Annotated in this window: 15 protein-coding genes; 8 read left to right on the forward strand and 7 right to left on the reverse strand. The window is 74.1% G+C overall.

The features are described 5' to 3' along the window. Window positions 1-49: 49 nt before the first annotated feature. A complete protein-coding gene (locus ACSNOA_RS11650; protein ID WP_436657984.1) occupies window positions 50-205 on the reverse strand; it encodes a hypothetical protein in 156 nt (51 codons plus the stop codon). A 237-nt stretch (window positions 206-442) separates the two neighbouring features. Between ACSNOA_RS11650 and ACSNOA_RS11655 the strand changes: the two genes are divergently transcribed. Together ACSNOA_RS11655 and corA are read left to right on the forward strand one after the other, a co-directional pair. Further along, window positions 443-1474 (forward strand): extracellular catalytic domain type 2 short-chain-length polyhydroxyalkanoate depolymerase, encoded by a 1032-nt coding sequence (locus ACSNOA_RS11655; RefSeq protein ID WP_436657985.1) that lies wholly within the window; start codon window positions 443-445, stop codon window positions 1472-1474. Window positions 1475-1614: 140 nt separating this feature from the next. Then, window positions 1615-2745 (forward strand): magnesium/cobalt transporter CorA, encoded by a 1131-nt coding sequence (gene corA / locus ACSNOA_RS11660; protein ID WP_436657986.1) that lies wholly within the window; start codon window positions 1615-1617, stop codon window positions 2743-2745. A gap of 28 nt (window positions 2746-2773) precedes the next feature. On the opposite strand, the gene ACSNOA_RS11665 is transcribed toward corA, so the two are convergent. Next, entirely contained in the window at window positions 2774-2959 is a 186-nt protein-coding gene (locus tag ACSNOA_RS11665; RefSeq protein ID WP_436657987.1) for a hypothetical protein, read from the reverse strand. Window positions 2960-3518: 559 nt separating this feature from the next. Between ACSNOA_RS11665 and ACSNOA_RS11670 the strand changes: the two genes are divergently transcribed. Then, window positions 3519-3881: a YciI family protein gene (locus ACSNOA_RS11670; protein WP_436657989.1), complete on the forward strand. Its 363-nt coding sequence runs from the start codon at window positions 3519-3521 to the stop codon at window positions 3879-3881. Further along, window positions 3878-5119, forward strand: coding sequence for an RNA polymerase sigma factor (locus ACSNOA_RS11675; protein WP_436657990.1), 1242 nt, complete (start codon window positions 3878-3880; stop codon window positions 5117-5119). Before ACSNOA_RS11670 ends, ACSNOA_RS11675 begins: the two co-directional genes overlap by 4 nt. Window positions 5120-5179: 60 nt before the next feature. Here ACSNOA_RS11675 and ACSNOA_RS11680 read toward each other — a convergent pair whose 3' ends face one another. After that, window positions 5180-5695, reverse strand: a complete 516-nt coding sequence (locus ACSNOA_RS11680; RefSeq protein WP_436657991.1) for a 2'-5' RNA ligase family protein — start codon at window positions 5693-5695, stop codon at window positions 5180-5182. 81 nt (window positions 5696-5776) lie between these two features. Here ACSNOA_RS11680 and ACSNOA_RS11685 point away from each other — a divergent pair, with 81 nt between their 5' ends. The 3 genes from ACSNOA_RS11685 to ACSNOA_RS11695 all read left to right on the forward strand — a co-directional run bounded on the left by ACSNOA_RS11685 (window position 5777) and on the right by ACSNOA_RS11695 (window position 8887). Next, window positions 5777-6286 carry a mycothiol transferase gene (locus ACSNOA_RS11685; protein ID WP_436657992.1) on the forward strand — a complete coding sequence of 170 codons (510 nt, stop codon included), beginning with the start codon at window positions 5777-5779 and terminating at the stop codon, window positions 6284-6286. A gap of 139 nt (window positions 6287-6425) precedes the next feature. Beyond that, window positions 6426-6827 (forward strand): SCP2 sterol-binding domain-containing protein, encoded by a 402-nt coding sequence (locus ACSNOA_RS11690; protein WP_436657993.1) that lies wholly within the window; start codon window positions 6426-6428, stop codon window positions 6825-6827. Further along, window positions 6824-8887, forward strand: a complete 2064-nt coding sequence (locus tag ACSNOA_RS11695; RefSeq protein WP_436657994.1) for an amylo-alpha-1,6-glucosidase — start codon at window positions 6824-6826, stop codon at window positions 8885-8887. The genes ACSNOA_RS11690 and ACSNOA_RS11695 overlap by 4 nt, the downstream gene beginning before the upstream one ends. A gap of 21 nt (window positions 8888-8908) precedes the next feature. Here the strand turns inward: ACSNOA_RS11695 and ACSNOA_RS11700 are convergent, their stop codons facing one another. From ACSNOA_RS11700 to ACSNOA_RS11710, 3 genes are read right to left on the reverse strand one after another with little or no spacing between them, the layout of a single operon-like run. Next, window positions 8909-9694, reverse strand: coding sequence for a Pr6Pr family membrane protein (locus tag ACSNOA_RS11700; protein WP_436657995.1), 786 nt, complete (start codon window positions 9692-9694; stop codon window positions 8909-8911). Window positions 9695-9725: 31 nt separating this feature from the next. Then, complete coding sequence (locus ACSNOA_RS11705) at window positions 9726-10646, reverse strand: hypothetical protein (RefSeq protein WP_436657996.1); 921 nt, start codon at window positions 10644-10646, stop codon at window positions 9726-9728. 47 nt (window positions 10647-10693) lie between these two features. Next, window positions 10694-11200: a DinB family protein gene (locus ACSNOA_RS11710; RefSeq protein ID WP_436657997.1), complete on the reverse strand. Its 507-nt coding sequence runs from the start codon at window positions 11198-11200 to the stop codon at window positions 10694-10696. Between the two features lie 119 nt (window positions 11201-11319). On the opposite strand from ACSNOA_RS11710, the gene ACSNOA_RS11715 reads away from it, so the two are divergent. Continuing rightward, on the forward strand, window positions 11320-12213 hold the full coding sequence (locus ACSNOA_RS11715) for a DUF72 domain-containing protein (RefSeq protein ID WP_436657998.1): 894 nt from the start codon (window positions 11320-11322) through the stop codon (window positions 12211-12213). A gap of 7 nt (window positions 12214-12220) precedes the next feature. Here ACSNOA_RS11715 and ACSNOA_RS11720 read toward each other — a convergent pair whose 3' ends face one another. After that, the gene (locus ACSNOA_RS11720) at window positions 12221-13462 is read right to left on the reverse strand and encodes a cytochrome P450 (protein ID WP_436657999.1); all 1242 of its coding nucleotides are present in this window, start codon (window positions 13460-13462) and stop codon (window positions 12221-12223) included. Window positions 13463-13587: the final 125 nt, after the last annotated feature.

The following is a 13587-nucleotide window of genomic DNA, read 5'->3' on the forward strand; positions in this document are numbered from 1 at the left end:
CCGTGGGCGTCGCCCGCTCGCCCGAGCCCGGAAATCCGGCGAACGGGCGTCAGGGCTCCTCGGTCGTCGCGGTGTCGGGCGTTCGCGCGTCCTCGTCGGTCATCGCGTCGTCGTCGCGGTCGGTGGGCGGCTCCGGCTCGCGGTGGTCCGCAGGCCGCGCCCGCCCGCGCGCGGGTGGGCGCTGCTCGTCGGAACCCTGCGACATCGTGGCCTCCCGGCGCTCCCTGACACCCGGCGTCCGCGGGCCCGCCCCGGATACCCGTGGCCGCGGCGCCGACACTCCGGGTCCAGGCGCGCCCCGCGCCGGGCCCCACCGGCGGTCCCGGTGGTCGCCGACACCCCGGACCGAACGGATGTGTGGGCCACGGTCATATGGACTGTGATGCATGTCTCGGTACCGTCGGCGCACCGCCGGCGCCGCCGGTTCCGGGAGGAGTGGGACATGAAGACTGCGTGGAAGGTCCTGGCCGCGGCCGTCGGCCTGCTGCTGGCGCTGCCCCCGGCCGGCGCCGCCCGGGCCGCCGGCACCCTCTACACCGTGCCGCCCGTGGCCGGCGCGTTGAAGACGTACAACGTCTCGGCCGTGTACGTGGCCGGCGTCTCCTCCGGCGGCTACATGGCCACCCAGCTCCAGGTGGCGTACTCCGGGCGGATCCGTGGGTCGGCCGTGTTCGCGGCCGGTCCCTACTACTGCGCGCAGAACACCGTGAGCCAGGCCCTGTACGCGTGCGGCGACAACATCTACCCGACCTACCTGCCCAATCTCGAGGCGTACACCCGCACCTGGGCCTCGTACGGCTGGATCGACCCGGTGGGCAACCTCGCCTCCCGCCCCGCGTACGTCTTCCACGGCGGCTCCGACAGCACCGTCCGGAAGTCGGTCACCGACGACCTCGTCGGCTACCACCAGCGCTTCGGCGGGAGCGTCCAGTACGACAGCGGCTCGCCGGCCGGCCACGCCTGGGTGACCCCGTACGGCACCGGCGGGTGCACGGTCACCGCGTCGCCGTTCCTCAACGACTGCGGCACCGACCCGCAGAACGCCTTCCTGCGCAAGCTCCTCGGATCCGTGCAGGCGCCGAACACCGGGCCGCTGCGCGGCACGCTGATCCGTTTCGACCAGGACACCTTCGCCGTCAACGGCTGGGCCAACGGCCTCAGCATGGACGCCGCCGGCTTCGCGTACGTGCCACCCTCCTGCGCGGGCGGGCAGTCCTGCCGGCTGCTCGTGGCGCTGCACGGGTGCCTCCAGGGCTACCGCAGGGTGGGCACCGCGTTCGTCGACCGGGCCAACCTCAACCAGTACGCCGACACCAACAACATGGTCGTGCTGTACCCGCAGGCCACCACCTCGGCCGTGAACCCGAACGGGTGCTGGGACTGGTGGGGCTATCTCGGCGCGACGAACTACCCGATCAAGGGCGGCGCGCAGGTCGAGACCATCATGAACATGGTCCGCCGGATCGACGGCTGACACCGCGGGGCGACCGGCCCGGGGGTTTCGGCCGGCGGCCAGGGGGGATGCAGGCCCTCCGGTGGGCGTGCCGTCCGGCCCCGGGTCGTCGCGGCGGGCCGTCCCGCGCCGGCCACCGGACAGCCCGTGGGGAGGTGGTCATGGTCGGCGACGGTCACCTCCGGACGGACGAGGCCGGTTTCGGGCGCCGCCTCGACGAGCACGAACACGCACCCGACGAGCCGCGGCCGGAGGACATCCCGCACCGGCCCCGGGGCCTCGTCGACAGCGCCGTGTACGTCCAGGGACACCGGCACGCCTCGCCCGCGACCCTCGCCGACACGTACCGCTGCCTCCAGGAGGTGGCCGACGGCATGGCCTGGATCGGGCTCTACCGCCCGGACCGGGACCAGATCACCTCGCTCGCCCGCGAGTTCCGGCTGCACGACCTCGCCGTGGAAGACGCGATCAACGCCCACCAACGGCCCAAGCTGGAACGCTACGGCGACACGCTGTTCGTGGTCCTGCGCGCCGCGCGCTACGTCGACGTGCGCGAGGAGGTCGAGTTCAGCGAGGTGCACCTGTTCATCGGCCCCGGCTTCGTCATCACCCTGCGGCACGGCGAGGCGCCCGACCTGGCGGCCGTCCGCCGGCGACTGGAGGCCGAGCCGCAGATGCTGGCCCAGGGCCCGCAGGCGGTGCTCTACGCGATCCTCGACCAGGTGGTCGACGGGTACGCCCCGGTCGTGGCCGGGCTCGAGCACGACATCGACGAGATCGAGACCGAGGTGTTCGGCGGGGACCCGAACGCCAGCCGGCGCATCTACGAGCTGAGCCGTGAGGTGATCCAGTTCCAGCGGGCCGCCCGGCCCCTGCTCGGGGTGCTCGGCGCGCTCGCCGCCGGGTCGGGCAACTACGGCAGCGACGAGGAGCTGCAGCGTTACCTGCGGGACGTCAACGACCACCTCACCCAGGTGGTGGAGCGGGTGGACAGCTTCCGGCACCTGTTGCAGAACATCCTCACCGTCAACGCGACCCTCGTCTCGCAGCAGCAGAACGAGGAGATGCGCAGCCTCACGGCGGCCAGCTACGCGCAGAACGAGGAGCTGAAGAAGGTGTCCTCGTGGGCCGCGATCCTCTTCGCCCCGACCCTGATCGGCACCGTCTACGGCATGAACTTCGTGCACATGCCAGAGCTGCACTGGCGGTTCGGCTACCTCTTCGCGGTCGGGCTCATGGCCCTCGTCTGCGGCACCCTCTACCTGATCTTCAAGCGTCGCGGCTGGCTCTGAGACGGGGCGGGCGGCCCGCCGGCCGCCGCTACTCGAACCCGCGCAGGATGTGCCGCTCGTCCTCCGTGTCGTCCTCGTCGGCGCCGATGCGGCCGAGCAGCGCGGAGGCGGCCCAGACCGTCAGCGGGGTGGACGCCCCGGTGGTGCCGCCGCGCTGTGGGTCGTCGGCGGTCCGGCTCGATTCGACCGGTGGCGCGCTGCGTTGAGCCTGCATGGCACTGCCTCTCTCGTCGCAGCCGTGACCCGTGCGAAGGCCCACCGGGATGGCGGGCGGCAGGGTGGGTACGGCGGGCGACCGCGGCCCTGCGATCGCGCGCCGTGTGACACGGCTCACTACCACCATCCCACGGCATGGCCCGCTGGCACAGCGCGTTTCCCACTAGCCGACTCTGGAACGAGCACCGTCGTGGCCCGGTGAGCACGTCACCAGCGGTGCACCTGGGCCCACGCGGCGGCGCGGGCCAGCTCGACGAGCCGCCTGGCCGCCGACCACCCGGGTGCCGTTCCCTTCGCGCCCGAATTGGGCCTCCGCCACCTCCGCAACGCCCACAGGCATGCTCGCCCGCTCATCCGCATCATCGCCTCCCGCATCCGCCATCGCCCCCACCCGGGGCCGCTGAGGAGACGACGGAGCTGGGCTCGTTGACCGGACCACCGGCCGATAAAAAATTCCTCACCGCCGAGGTGTCGGGTTCGAGGACCCGGCTGCGTCGTCTCAGTGAACCGGCGCGGCCGGGCGAGGTGCGATCCTGGATGCGGAGACGGGGAGTGGAATGAAGTACCTACTGCTGATCTACAGTTCGCCAGCGACCTGGCAGGCGCTGCCGGGGCAGCAGCGGGAGCGGATGACCCGCGAACACGCCGCCCTTGTGGCCGAGCTGACCGCTTCGGGGGAGTACGTCGGCGGCCACGCGCTGGCCGACGCCACGCACGCCCGGGTGGTTCGGGTCCGGGAGACCGTCCCGATGATCACTGACGGTCCGTACGCGGAGGTCAAGGAGCAGCTGGCCGGCTACGACGTGGTCGACTGTGACAGCATCGAACGGGCGACGGAGATCGCCGCCCGCCTGCCGGAGGCGGGACTCTTCGCGGTCGAGGTACGACCGGTGATGGATTTGAACGGCATGGAGATGTGAACGGCGTCGACGCCGGATTGACGGACCTGCTTCGTCGGCTCGCGCCGCAGGTCCTCGGCGCGCTGGTTCGGCACGGTGGCACCTTCGACGCGGCCGAGGATGCCGTCCAGGAGGCCCTCATCGCCGCGGCCGAGCGCTGGCCGGTGGACGGCCAGCCGCAGAATCCGCGTGGCTGGTTGATCAGGGTGGCGGCCCGGCGGCTGGCCGACCAGCGGCGCAGCGACGTGGCTCGCACACGGCGCGAGATGGTCGCCGCGCAGCTCGTACCGGCGGACGATCACGTCGCGCCGCCGGCCGACGAGATGCCCCCGGCCGCCGAGGACGACACCCTCGACCTGCTCTTCCTGTGCTGCCACCCGGCGCTGTCGCGTTCCTCCCAGGTCGCCCTGACCCTACGGGCCGTCGGCGGGCTGACCACCGCCGAGATAGGCCGGGCCTTTCTGGTCCCGGAGCCGACCATGTCCCGTCGGATCGGGCGCGCGAAGCAACGCATCCGGGAAGCGGGCGCAACGTTTGGGGCCGTGACCGGCATCCCGCGGGAACGGCTCGACGGCGTCCTGCGGGTGCTGTATCTGATCTTCAACGAGGGCTACAGCGCGAGCGCGGGTCCACACCTGCACCGGCCCGAGTTGACCACGGAGGCGATTCGCCTCACCCGCCAGGTGCGGGGTCGGCTGCCCCGGGACGGGGAGGTCGCGGGACTGCTCGCGCTCATGCTCCTCACCGAGGCGCGCCGCCCGGCGCGGGCCGACGCCGACGGAAACCTGATCCCGCTCGCGGATCAGGACCGGCGACTCTGGCGGGCGGATCTGATCGTCGAAGGCGTCGAGCTGATCACCGAGACACTTCCACGCTCCCTGATCGGGCCGTACCAGATCCAGGCAGCCGTCGCCGCTGTGCACGCCGAGGCGAGGTCGGCGGGAGAGACGGACTGGGCGCAGATCGAGGCGCTGTACCAGCTGCTCGAGTGCCTCGAACCCAACCCCATGACCACCCTCAACCGCGCCGTCGCCTCCGCCATGATCCACGGACCGCAAGCCGGGCTCGACGTGATCACTCACCTGGCCGGCGACGACCGGTTGGCGGGCCACCATCGGCTGTACGCGGTCCGCGCCCACCTGCTGGAGCTGGCCGGCGACGTGCCCGCGGCCCGCACCGACTACCTCACGGCCGCGCGGTTCACCACCAGCCTCCCCGAACGTCGTTACCTTGAGGCCCGCGCCGCGCGGCTTGACTGAGCCGGGCGCATACGGGACAGGACCGAGTCCGACCCGTCGCATACGCGCCGCCTTTCGCGATCAGGGCAGGGGGCAGGAGATGCCCCGGGCGTGATCGGCCAGCGCCGCCCCGACGACGGTCGCCTCCACGGGCAGCACCTCCAGGCAGCGGCGCACGGCGGCGGCCATCAGCGCGTTCGGCACCCGCATGGACAGCGTGCAGTGCGGCACCCAGCGCCCCGGCTGGTAGTGCTCGACGAGCGGAACACCGGCGGCCGCCAGCCGGGCGTGCACCTCGCGGTGGTGGGCCAGCAGCTCGGCGGTGGGGGTCGGCCCGATCCACAGCACCCGGCCGACGAACTGCCCGGCGTGCTGGAACGACAGCCGCAGCGGAGCGGCCACCACCATGTCCCGCAGTGCCGTGGTGACCCGTTCCGGGTCGAAGCGGGGCGCCACCGCCAGGGACACGTGCGGACGGTGCCGCTGCGCGAGCAGCGACCGCATGCTCTGCACGCCCTCCGACTCGAGCGCGTCCCACAGCACGCGGATGCGTCGGGTGGCGTCGGTGTCGAGGTAGAGCTCCAGCGCCGCGACCACCCGATCACCGTAGTCGGCAGGTTTGGCGGTCGCCGGCGGCGGTACGTACCCGTAAACGGCGAGCGTGAAGGGCGTGACGGCGTGGACGTGAGTGACCTGCTGATCGAGACGTACGACCGGCTGCCCGACCTGGTCCGCGCGGCGGTCGACGGGCTCGGCCCGGAGCAACTGCGCCAGGCGCCGGGCCCGGGCGCCAACCCGGTGGGCTGGCTGGTCTGGCACCTGACCCGGATCCAGGACGACCACGTGGCCGACCTGATCGGGACCGAGCAGGTCTGGGTGACCGGCGACTGGGCCGGCCGGTTCGGGCTCGCGGCGGACCCGCACGACACCGGTTACGCCCACACGGCCGACCAGGTCGCGGCGGTGCGCCCGGAGAGCGTCCAGGTGCTGCTCGACTACTACGACGCCGTCCACGCCCGGACCCGGGAGTTCCTGGCGGGGCTCGGCCCTGCGGACCTGGACCGCGTGGTCGACGAGGCGTGGGACCCGCCCGTGACCCTGGGCGTGCGGCTGGTCAGCGTCGCCAACGACGACCTCCAGCACGTCGGGCAGGCCGCCTACGTGCGGGGGCTGCTCGGCGCCGACTGACTCGGGCGGGCGCGCGCCCGCCCCGGACGGCCGCGCGCCGGCCCGTTCCGGCCGCGAAACGCCGGTGATCTCACCCGATGCGGGTGAAGCCCGCTCACCCCCGCCGGTGCGACCGTGTGCGGACGAGGGGAGGGGGCCGATGGGCACGACGGCGGCGGACTACCTCGCGGCGTTGACGCCGGGGCGGCGACCGGACCTGCCGGAGGCGACCGCGGGGACGCTGCGGCTGGACGCGCGCGAGGACGGCCGCACCGATCACTGGTACCTGACCGTCGCCGACCAGCAGGTCGAGGTCAGCCGCTCCTCGGAGGACGCGGACCTTGTCGTCCGCGCCCCTCGGGCGGTGTTCGACCGCCTGGCCAACGGGGGCGTGCACGTCTCGGAGGCCCTGCTGCGCAACGACCTCACCGTGCAGGGCAACATCCGGCTGCTCATGCTGCTCCGCCGGATCTTCCCCGGCCCGGCCGACGCTCGGCACCCCCGCGCGCTGGGCCGGGCCGCCACGACGGGCCGCGCCGGCGCGGGGGAGGGCCGGCCATGAGGCAGGAGCCCGTGTACGTGCTGGCGGGGAACGCCTTCGCGCTCAGCGACACCCAGGGTGACATGCTCGTCGACCCGCGCGCCCCAGTCGGTCTGATCTCGTTCGACACGCGGTTCCTGTCCCGCTGGGTGCTCAGCGTTGACGGCGAGCGGCTGAACGCGCTGTCCCGCGACGACATGACGTACTTCGAGACGCGGTTCTTCCTGGTGCCCGGCGCCGCGAGCCACTACGTCGACGCCGACGTCTCGGTGATCCGCCACCGGTCCCTGGACAGCGCCTTCCACGAGCGCGTCACCGTGCTCAACCACTCGGCCGAGCCCGCCGAGTACACCGTGCGGCTCGACATCGGCAGCGACTTCGCCGACACCTCCGAGATCCGCCAACCGTGCCCGCGCGACGTCGCGGTCATCGCCGACCCGGGCCGGCGCCAGCTGCGGCTCCGCTACACCCGCGACCGGTTCGTCCGGGAGACCACCGTCACGAGCACCGTGCCGGTCGACGTGGACGAGGAAGGGATGACGTTCCGCATCCGGATCGAGCCGGAGGGCTCGTGGGTGGCCGACCTGCACGTCGCCATGACCATCCAGGGCGAGGGTGGACGCGACCTGCGGGCCAACCTGGAGGAGCACCGGCACCACGTGCGCCGCGGGATGCGCGAGGACCTGGAGGAGTGGGTCGACCGGGCGCCGCACCTCGTGGCCGAGCGGCCGGTGCTCGAGACGACGTACGAGCGGGCCCTCGTCGACCTGGCCTCGCTGCGGTACCGCCCGCTGTCGAACCCCGGGCCCGTGCCCGTGGGCGGCCTTCCGTGGGCCATGACGCTGTACGGCCGCGACGCCCTCATCACCTGCCTCCAGACCATGGCGTTCACGCCCGAGCTCGCCGCGCCGACGCTGCGCATCCTCGCCATCCTCCAGGGCAGCCGGCTCGACGACGCGCACGACGAGGAACCCGGAAAGATCCTCAGCGAGGTCCGCTACGGCGAGGCGGCGGCCTTCGGCGACCAGCCGACCGCCATCTACTACGGGGCCGCCGACACCACCCCGCTCTTCGTCGTCCTGCTCGACGAGTACGAACGCTGGTCCGGCGACGCGGACGTGGTTCGGGAGCTGCGGCACCCCGCCCGGATGGCGCTGGACTGGATCGACGAGTACGGCGACATGACCGGCGACGGCTACCTGCGCTACCAGACCCGCCTCCGCCGGGGCGGCACGGCCAACCAGAGCTGGAAGAACTCACCCGATGCCATCACCTACGCCGACGGGCGCATGCCGGGCCTCCCGCGCGCGACCTGCGAGCTCCAGGGCTACGTGTACGACGCCAAGCGGCGCGGCGCCCGGCTGGCCCGCGAGTTCTGGGGCGACCCCGCGTACGCCGACCGGCTCGAACGGGAGGCCGCGGAGCTGAAGCGGCGGTTCAACCGGGACTTCTGGCTGCCGCAGCAGGAGTACTACGCGCTGGCGCTGGAGCCGGACGGGACACCGGTGGACGCGCTGTCGTCCAACATCGGGCACCTGCTGTGGAGCGGCATCGTCGACGACGAGCGCGCCCCGGCGATCGCCGCGCACCTCGTGAGCCCGGAGCTGTTCTCCGGGTGGGGCGTACGCACCCTCGCCGCCGGGCAACGCCCGTACAACCCGGTCGGGTCGCACCTGGGCGCCGTCTGGCCGTCCGACAACTCCCTCATCGTGGCCGGGCTGCGTCACTACCGCCGCGACGCCGAGGCCGCCCGGATCGCGTCCGGCCTGTTCGACATGGCCTGCACGCTCGGCGGGTCGGTGCCGGAGATGGTCGCCGGCTACGAGCGGCACGTCACCAAGTACCCGGTGCAGTTGCCGGCGGCCGGGCGACCCCAGGCCTGCTCCTCCGGCGGGCTGCTCATGCTGCTCGGCGCCCTGCTCGGGCTGCGGCCCAGCGGGGAGAACCTGCTCGTGAACCCGGCACTGCCGGCGGGGTTCGGTCGTATCGAACTGCTGGACATCCCGGGCCGCTGGGGGCACTCCGACGCGTACGGGCGGGACCGCGCCACGGCCGGCCAGGGTCGGCCCCGGCTGCGCTGATCCGCCCGGCCCGTCAGCCCGTCAGCCCGTCGGCCCCGCGGGCAGGTCCGCGTCCGTCTCGTGGGCCCCGCGGGCCGCCCGCGGTCGCGGCGCCACCACCGGCGCGCGCCGGCGTTCGCCGACCTGCGGGCCGGGGCCCGGCCGCACGTCCGGCCGGCCCGGCTCCGGCGTCGCCGTCCCCGCGCGCCGGGCGAGCGCCCGGTCGGCGCCCACCAGAAGCACGCCGAGCAGCCAGAACGCCATCGCCAGCAGGACCGACACGAGCGCCACGCCGCCGTACCCCAACTCGCCGGCGTCGAGGAAGGGGTACGGGTAGCCGTGCACCACGAGCCCGCGCAGCAGCGCGAACGCGAGGTACGCGAGCGGGAACGCCAGCCACCAGGCCGCGTGCCGGAGGCGCATCCGCCCGCGCCGGTCGAACAGCGCCCAGTCCGTCAGGGCGAGCAGCGGCACGACGGTGTGCAGGAGCTGGTTGCCGAGCGCCTCCCCGGGGGCACGATCGGGTTGGGCGACGGCGAACGGGCTGGCCGGATTCGCGAGCACCAGGTGGTACACGACGCCGGTGATCGTGATGTAGAGGGTGACGGCGCCCGTGAGCACCGCCGGCGGCTCGGGCCGTTCCCGCCAGGCCCGCCAGGCGGCGTAGCCGGCGAGGAGCCCGACCGCCACGTTGCTCTGGATGGTGAAGTACGGCAGCAGCCCCGTCACCGTGGCCGGGCCGAGCGCCGTGAGCAGGATCCCGGCCAGCACGCCGGCCACCGTCACGACCCGCAGGACCGCGACCGCGCGCCGACGCCGCACACTCATCGGGGCACGGTAACAGCCGCGGCGGGCCCGGTCAGCCGGCCGGCGGGCCGCCGCCGCGATCCTCGTCGCCGGCCGGCGCGGCCGACCCGTCGGACTGCCTCTTCCCGGTGCCACCTGTGGCGTCGGGGCCCGGCCCGCCCGGCTCGCGCGGCCCACCCGGCTCCCCGGACCCGGGCGGCTCGCCGCGCCCGGCCGGCTCGGTCGGCTCGGCGCGCTGCCCCGGGGACTCGGTCGGCTCGGCGCGCTGCCCCGGTGGCGCGGTCGGGGGCGCGCCCGACCCGGCGCCCGGCCGGCCGGGGCCCTGCGACCGGTCCGCGGCACCGCCGTGCGGCGGCTCGTCGGCCAGAACGAGATCGCAGTAGTCCGCGACCCGGCTCGGCCCGCCGGCGGCGGCGACGAGAGCGGCGAAGGCCGGATTCCGGAGCGCCCGGCCCGGGCTGTCACCCTCCTCCGCCCGGTACGCCCGGCACAGGCCGGTCAGGGCGGCGGCCGGCGTCGGCCGGGCCGACGCGTCCGGCCCCCGCGTCGGCGCGCGTCCGGTGCCGCCGCCCGCGGACGGCCCCGCCCCCGACGTGGACGGTGCGGAGGGCGCGGACGACGCGGGCGGGCTGGTCGTAACCTCCGGCGCGCCGCCCGGCAGGGTGCCGGTCGCGGCCAGAGCCACCCCGCCGGTCGCGGCGAACGCGAGCGCGGCGAGACCGGCCCGCGCGGCGATGCTGGTCAGCGTGCGTCGACGCCCCGGTGCCCCGGCCGGGTCGGCCAGGGCGCGGCGGAACGCCTGCACGGCCGCGTGCTCACCGTCCAGCTCGCCGGGCAGCGGTGCGCTGCGCACGGCCAGCAGCAGCGGCGCGAGCGGGTGGGTGGCGTCCGGGTGCGTGGCGTCCCACGACGCAGCGTGGCTGGCGTCGAGCAGGCGCTCGACGGTGTCCTGGTCCATCCGATGTGCGGTCATCTCGTGTCCCTCAGCGCCACGCGGCGAGGGGACGTCACATGCGGGTGTCAGCCCATGGTCTTGGCGCCGTCGATCGCCTCGCGAAGGATGTCGGCGTGCCCGGCGTGCTGGGACGTCTCGGCGATGACGTGCAGCAGCACCCGCCGCACCGACCAGCTCGCCCCGGGCTCGAACCAGGGCGCCACCGGCAGCGGGTGCGCGCTGTCGAGGTCGAGCGTCGCGACGAGGTCGTCGGTGCCCGCGGCGACCCGGTCGTACTCCTCGAGCAGCCCGGCGAGCGTCTCGCCCTCCTGCATCCGGAACTGGCCGGCCCAGTCGATCGGCTCGCTCTGCATCGCCTCGGCGCCGCCCACCGCGAAGCGCATCCAGCGCTCCTCGGTGACCGCCACGTGTTTGACGAGGCCGCCGAGGCACAGCTCGCTCACGGTGGTGCGGGCCGCGGCCTGCGCGTCGGTGATGCCGTCGACGGTCTGCCGGAGGAAGCCGCGGTGCCGGCGGAGCGTCTGCAGGAGGTCGGCCCGCTCGCCCGCGTTGACCTGCTCGGAGATGGTCATGCACTCGCCTCTCGCTCGGTGTCGGCCACGCGCACACGGTAGAACGGGTCACCGACATTTCCGCGCCACGCGGCCGGCGGGTCGGTTGCTGCCACCCGCATCCGGGTACCTCGAATGACATGGGTGTGATTCGGGTGGGCACGTCGTCCTGGGCCGATCGGGAGCTGCTGAGGTCCGGGTGGTATCCGCGGTCGGTGTCCACACCGGCCGCCCGGCTGGGCTGGTACGCCCGGCACTTCCCCCTCGTCGAGGTGGACACCTCGTACTACGCGGTGCCCGTACCCGAGACCACGCAGGGCTGGGTGGACGCCACTCCGGACCGGTTCACGTTGGACGTCAAGGCGTTCAGCCTCTTCACCGGCCACCCCACACCCGTCGCCGCGCTGCCGCGCGACCTGCGTCCCGCCGCCGGCCCCGGCCGGATCCGCCGTCGCGACCTGCCCGCCGGGGCGTACGACGAGCTGTGGGCCCGGTTCCGCGCGGCGCTGGAGCCGATCGCGGCGGCCGGCAAGCTCGGCGCGGTCCTGCTTCAGTTCCCACCGTGGCTGGTCCGCAGCGCGGCCGCCGAGCGGCGCGTTGCCGAACTGGCCGAACGGTGCCGGCCGTGGCGCGTCGCCGTGGAGCTGCGGCACGGGTCCTGGTTCGACGGTCGCGCCGCACTGGACACGGTGGAGTTCCTGCGCGCCCACGGGCTGGCCCTCGTCTGCGTGGACATGCCGCAGGGCCACCCCTCGTCGGTCCCGCCGATCCTGCTGGCCACCGCCGAGCTGGCGATGGTCCGGTTCCACGGGCACAGCGACGCCTGGGCGACGGGGGACAAACAGGAGAAGTTCCGCTACGCGTACGGCGAACGCGAGCTGCGCCACTGGTCGGATTTGCTCACCGAGCTCGCCGGGCAGGCCGCCGAGCTGCACGTCCTGTTCAACAACTGCTGCGCCGGGCAGGCGCAGCGCGACGCCGAGGAGATGGCCCGCCTGCTGCCCGGCCCCGCGGCCGCCCAGCCCGTCGGATGACCGACGCTCAGGCCGGCTCGCGGACCTCGACCACCACGCCGCTGCGCGGCCGCGTGGGAATGCGGCGCAGCGGGATCCGCAAATCCTGCGGGGGAAGGCGGTAGTCGAGGCGGGCCAGCCGGACGACGAGGTCACGCAGCAACGCCACGGTGATCATCTCGCCCGGGCAGCGGTGGCCGGTACGGGGATCCCCGCCGCCCTGCGGCACCAGCTCGAACGGGCCGATCTCCCGGCCCACGAACCGGTCCGGATCGAAGCGGTACGGGTCCGGCCAGAGCCGCGGGTCGTGGTTCTGCCCGTACAGGTCGAGCAGCACCATGGCGCCGCTCGGGATGCGTACGCCGCCCCACTCCAGATCGGCGACGGCCCGCCCGCCCACGAACGGCGCGAACGGGTAGAAGCGCCGGACCTCGTGCGCGTACGCCTCGGCGAACGCCGGGTCACCCGCCCGCAGCCGCTCCCGGTGCTCCGGCCAGCGGTGCAGCGCGTGCCCCGCGAACGCCACGAACCAGGTGACCGCCACGGTCGGCCGGACGATGTTGAGCAGCTCGACGGCGGCCGTGCACGGATCCAGCGCCGAACCGTCGGCGTCCCGGTGCTCGGCGACGGCACGCACAGCCGACCCGTCCGGTACGGACACCACACCCCGGCGTACGCCCTCGACGAGGCCGGCCGACCAGTCCTCCCGGCGCGTCCGCGCGCGCCGCCCCCGCCAGTGCCGCGGCCCGCCGGTCGCGAATCCGTCCACCATGGCCACGAGATCGGCGGCGAGCGCCGGCACCTGCTGAGGTGGCAGCGCGATGCCCGTCCAGTCGCACACCGCCCGGGTCAGCACCCGGCTCGCCTCGTCGAAGAGCACCACCGGCCCGCGTACCGCCCAGTCCCGGGCGGCCGCCTCCCAGGCGACGCCGGCCCGCTCGACCAGGGCGTCGATGCCCCCGTTCATGAGCAGCGCCACCAGCAGCGCCTTGCGGACCCGGTGGGCCTCACCGTCGAGGGTGTGCACCGCGCCGTGCCCGAACAGCGTGCTCTGGACCGGTCCCGGGATCGCGCCGTGCCGGCGCACGTGCCGCTCGTCGTAGAAGAAGCGCGCCGCGTCCGGGCCGTGCAACGCCACCGCGCGCTGACCCAGCAGTCGCGTGCGCAGCACGTCCGCGCCGCAGCGGCGCAGGCGGTTGGGCAACCAGGCGTAGCCCTCGAGGGCCAGCGCGAGCGTGTTGTCCGGTCGGACGACGTGGCGGGACGGCATGGCCCTCTCCTGCCCGGGCCGAGGGTCGGCAAACGTGCCGCTGATTGGCCGTCGCCCCGCGTCGTCGTACGACACGTCGCCGTCGCGGCATCACACCCTCCGGGCGCCGCACGGCCGGGTGAGGC

It is taken from the genome of Micromonospora sp. URMC 103 (genome assembly GCF_051386435.1).
In the GTDB taxonomy this organism is placed as follows: Bacteria; Actinomycetota; Actinomycetes; order Mycobacteriales; family Micromonosporaceae; genus Micromonospora.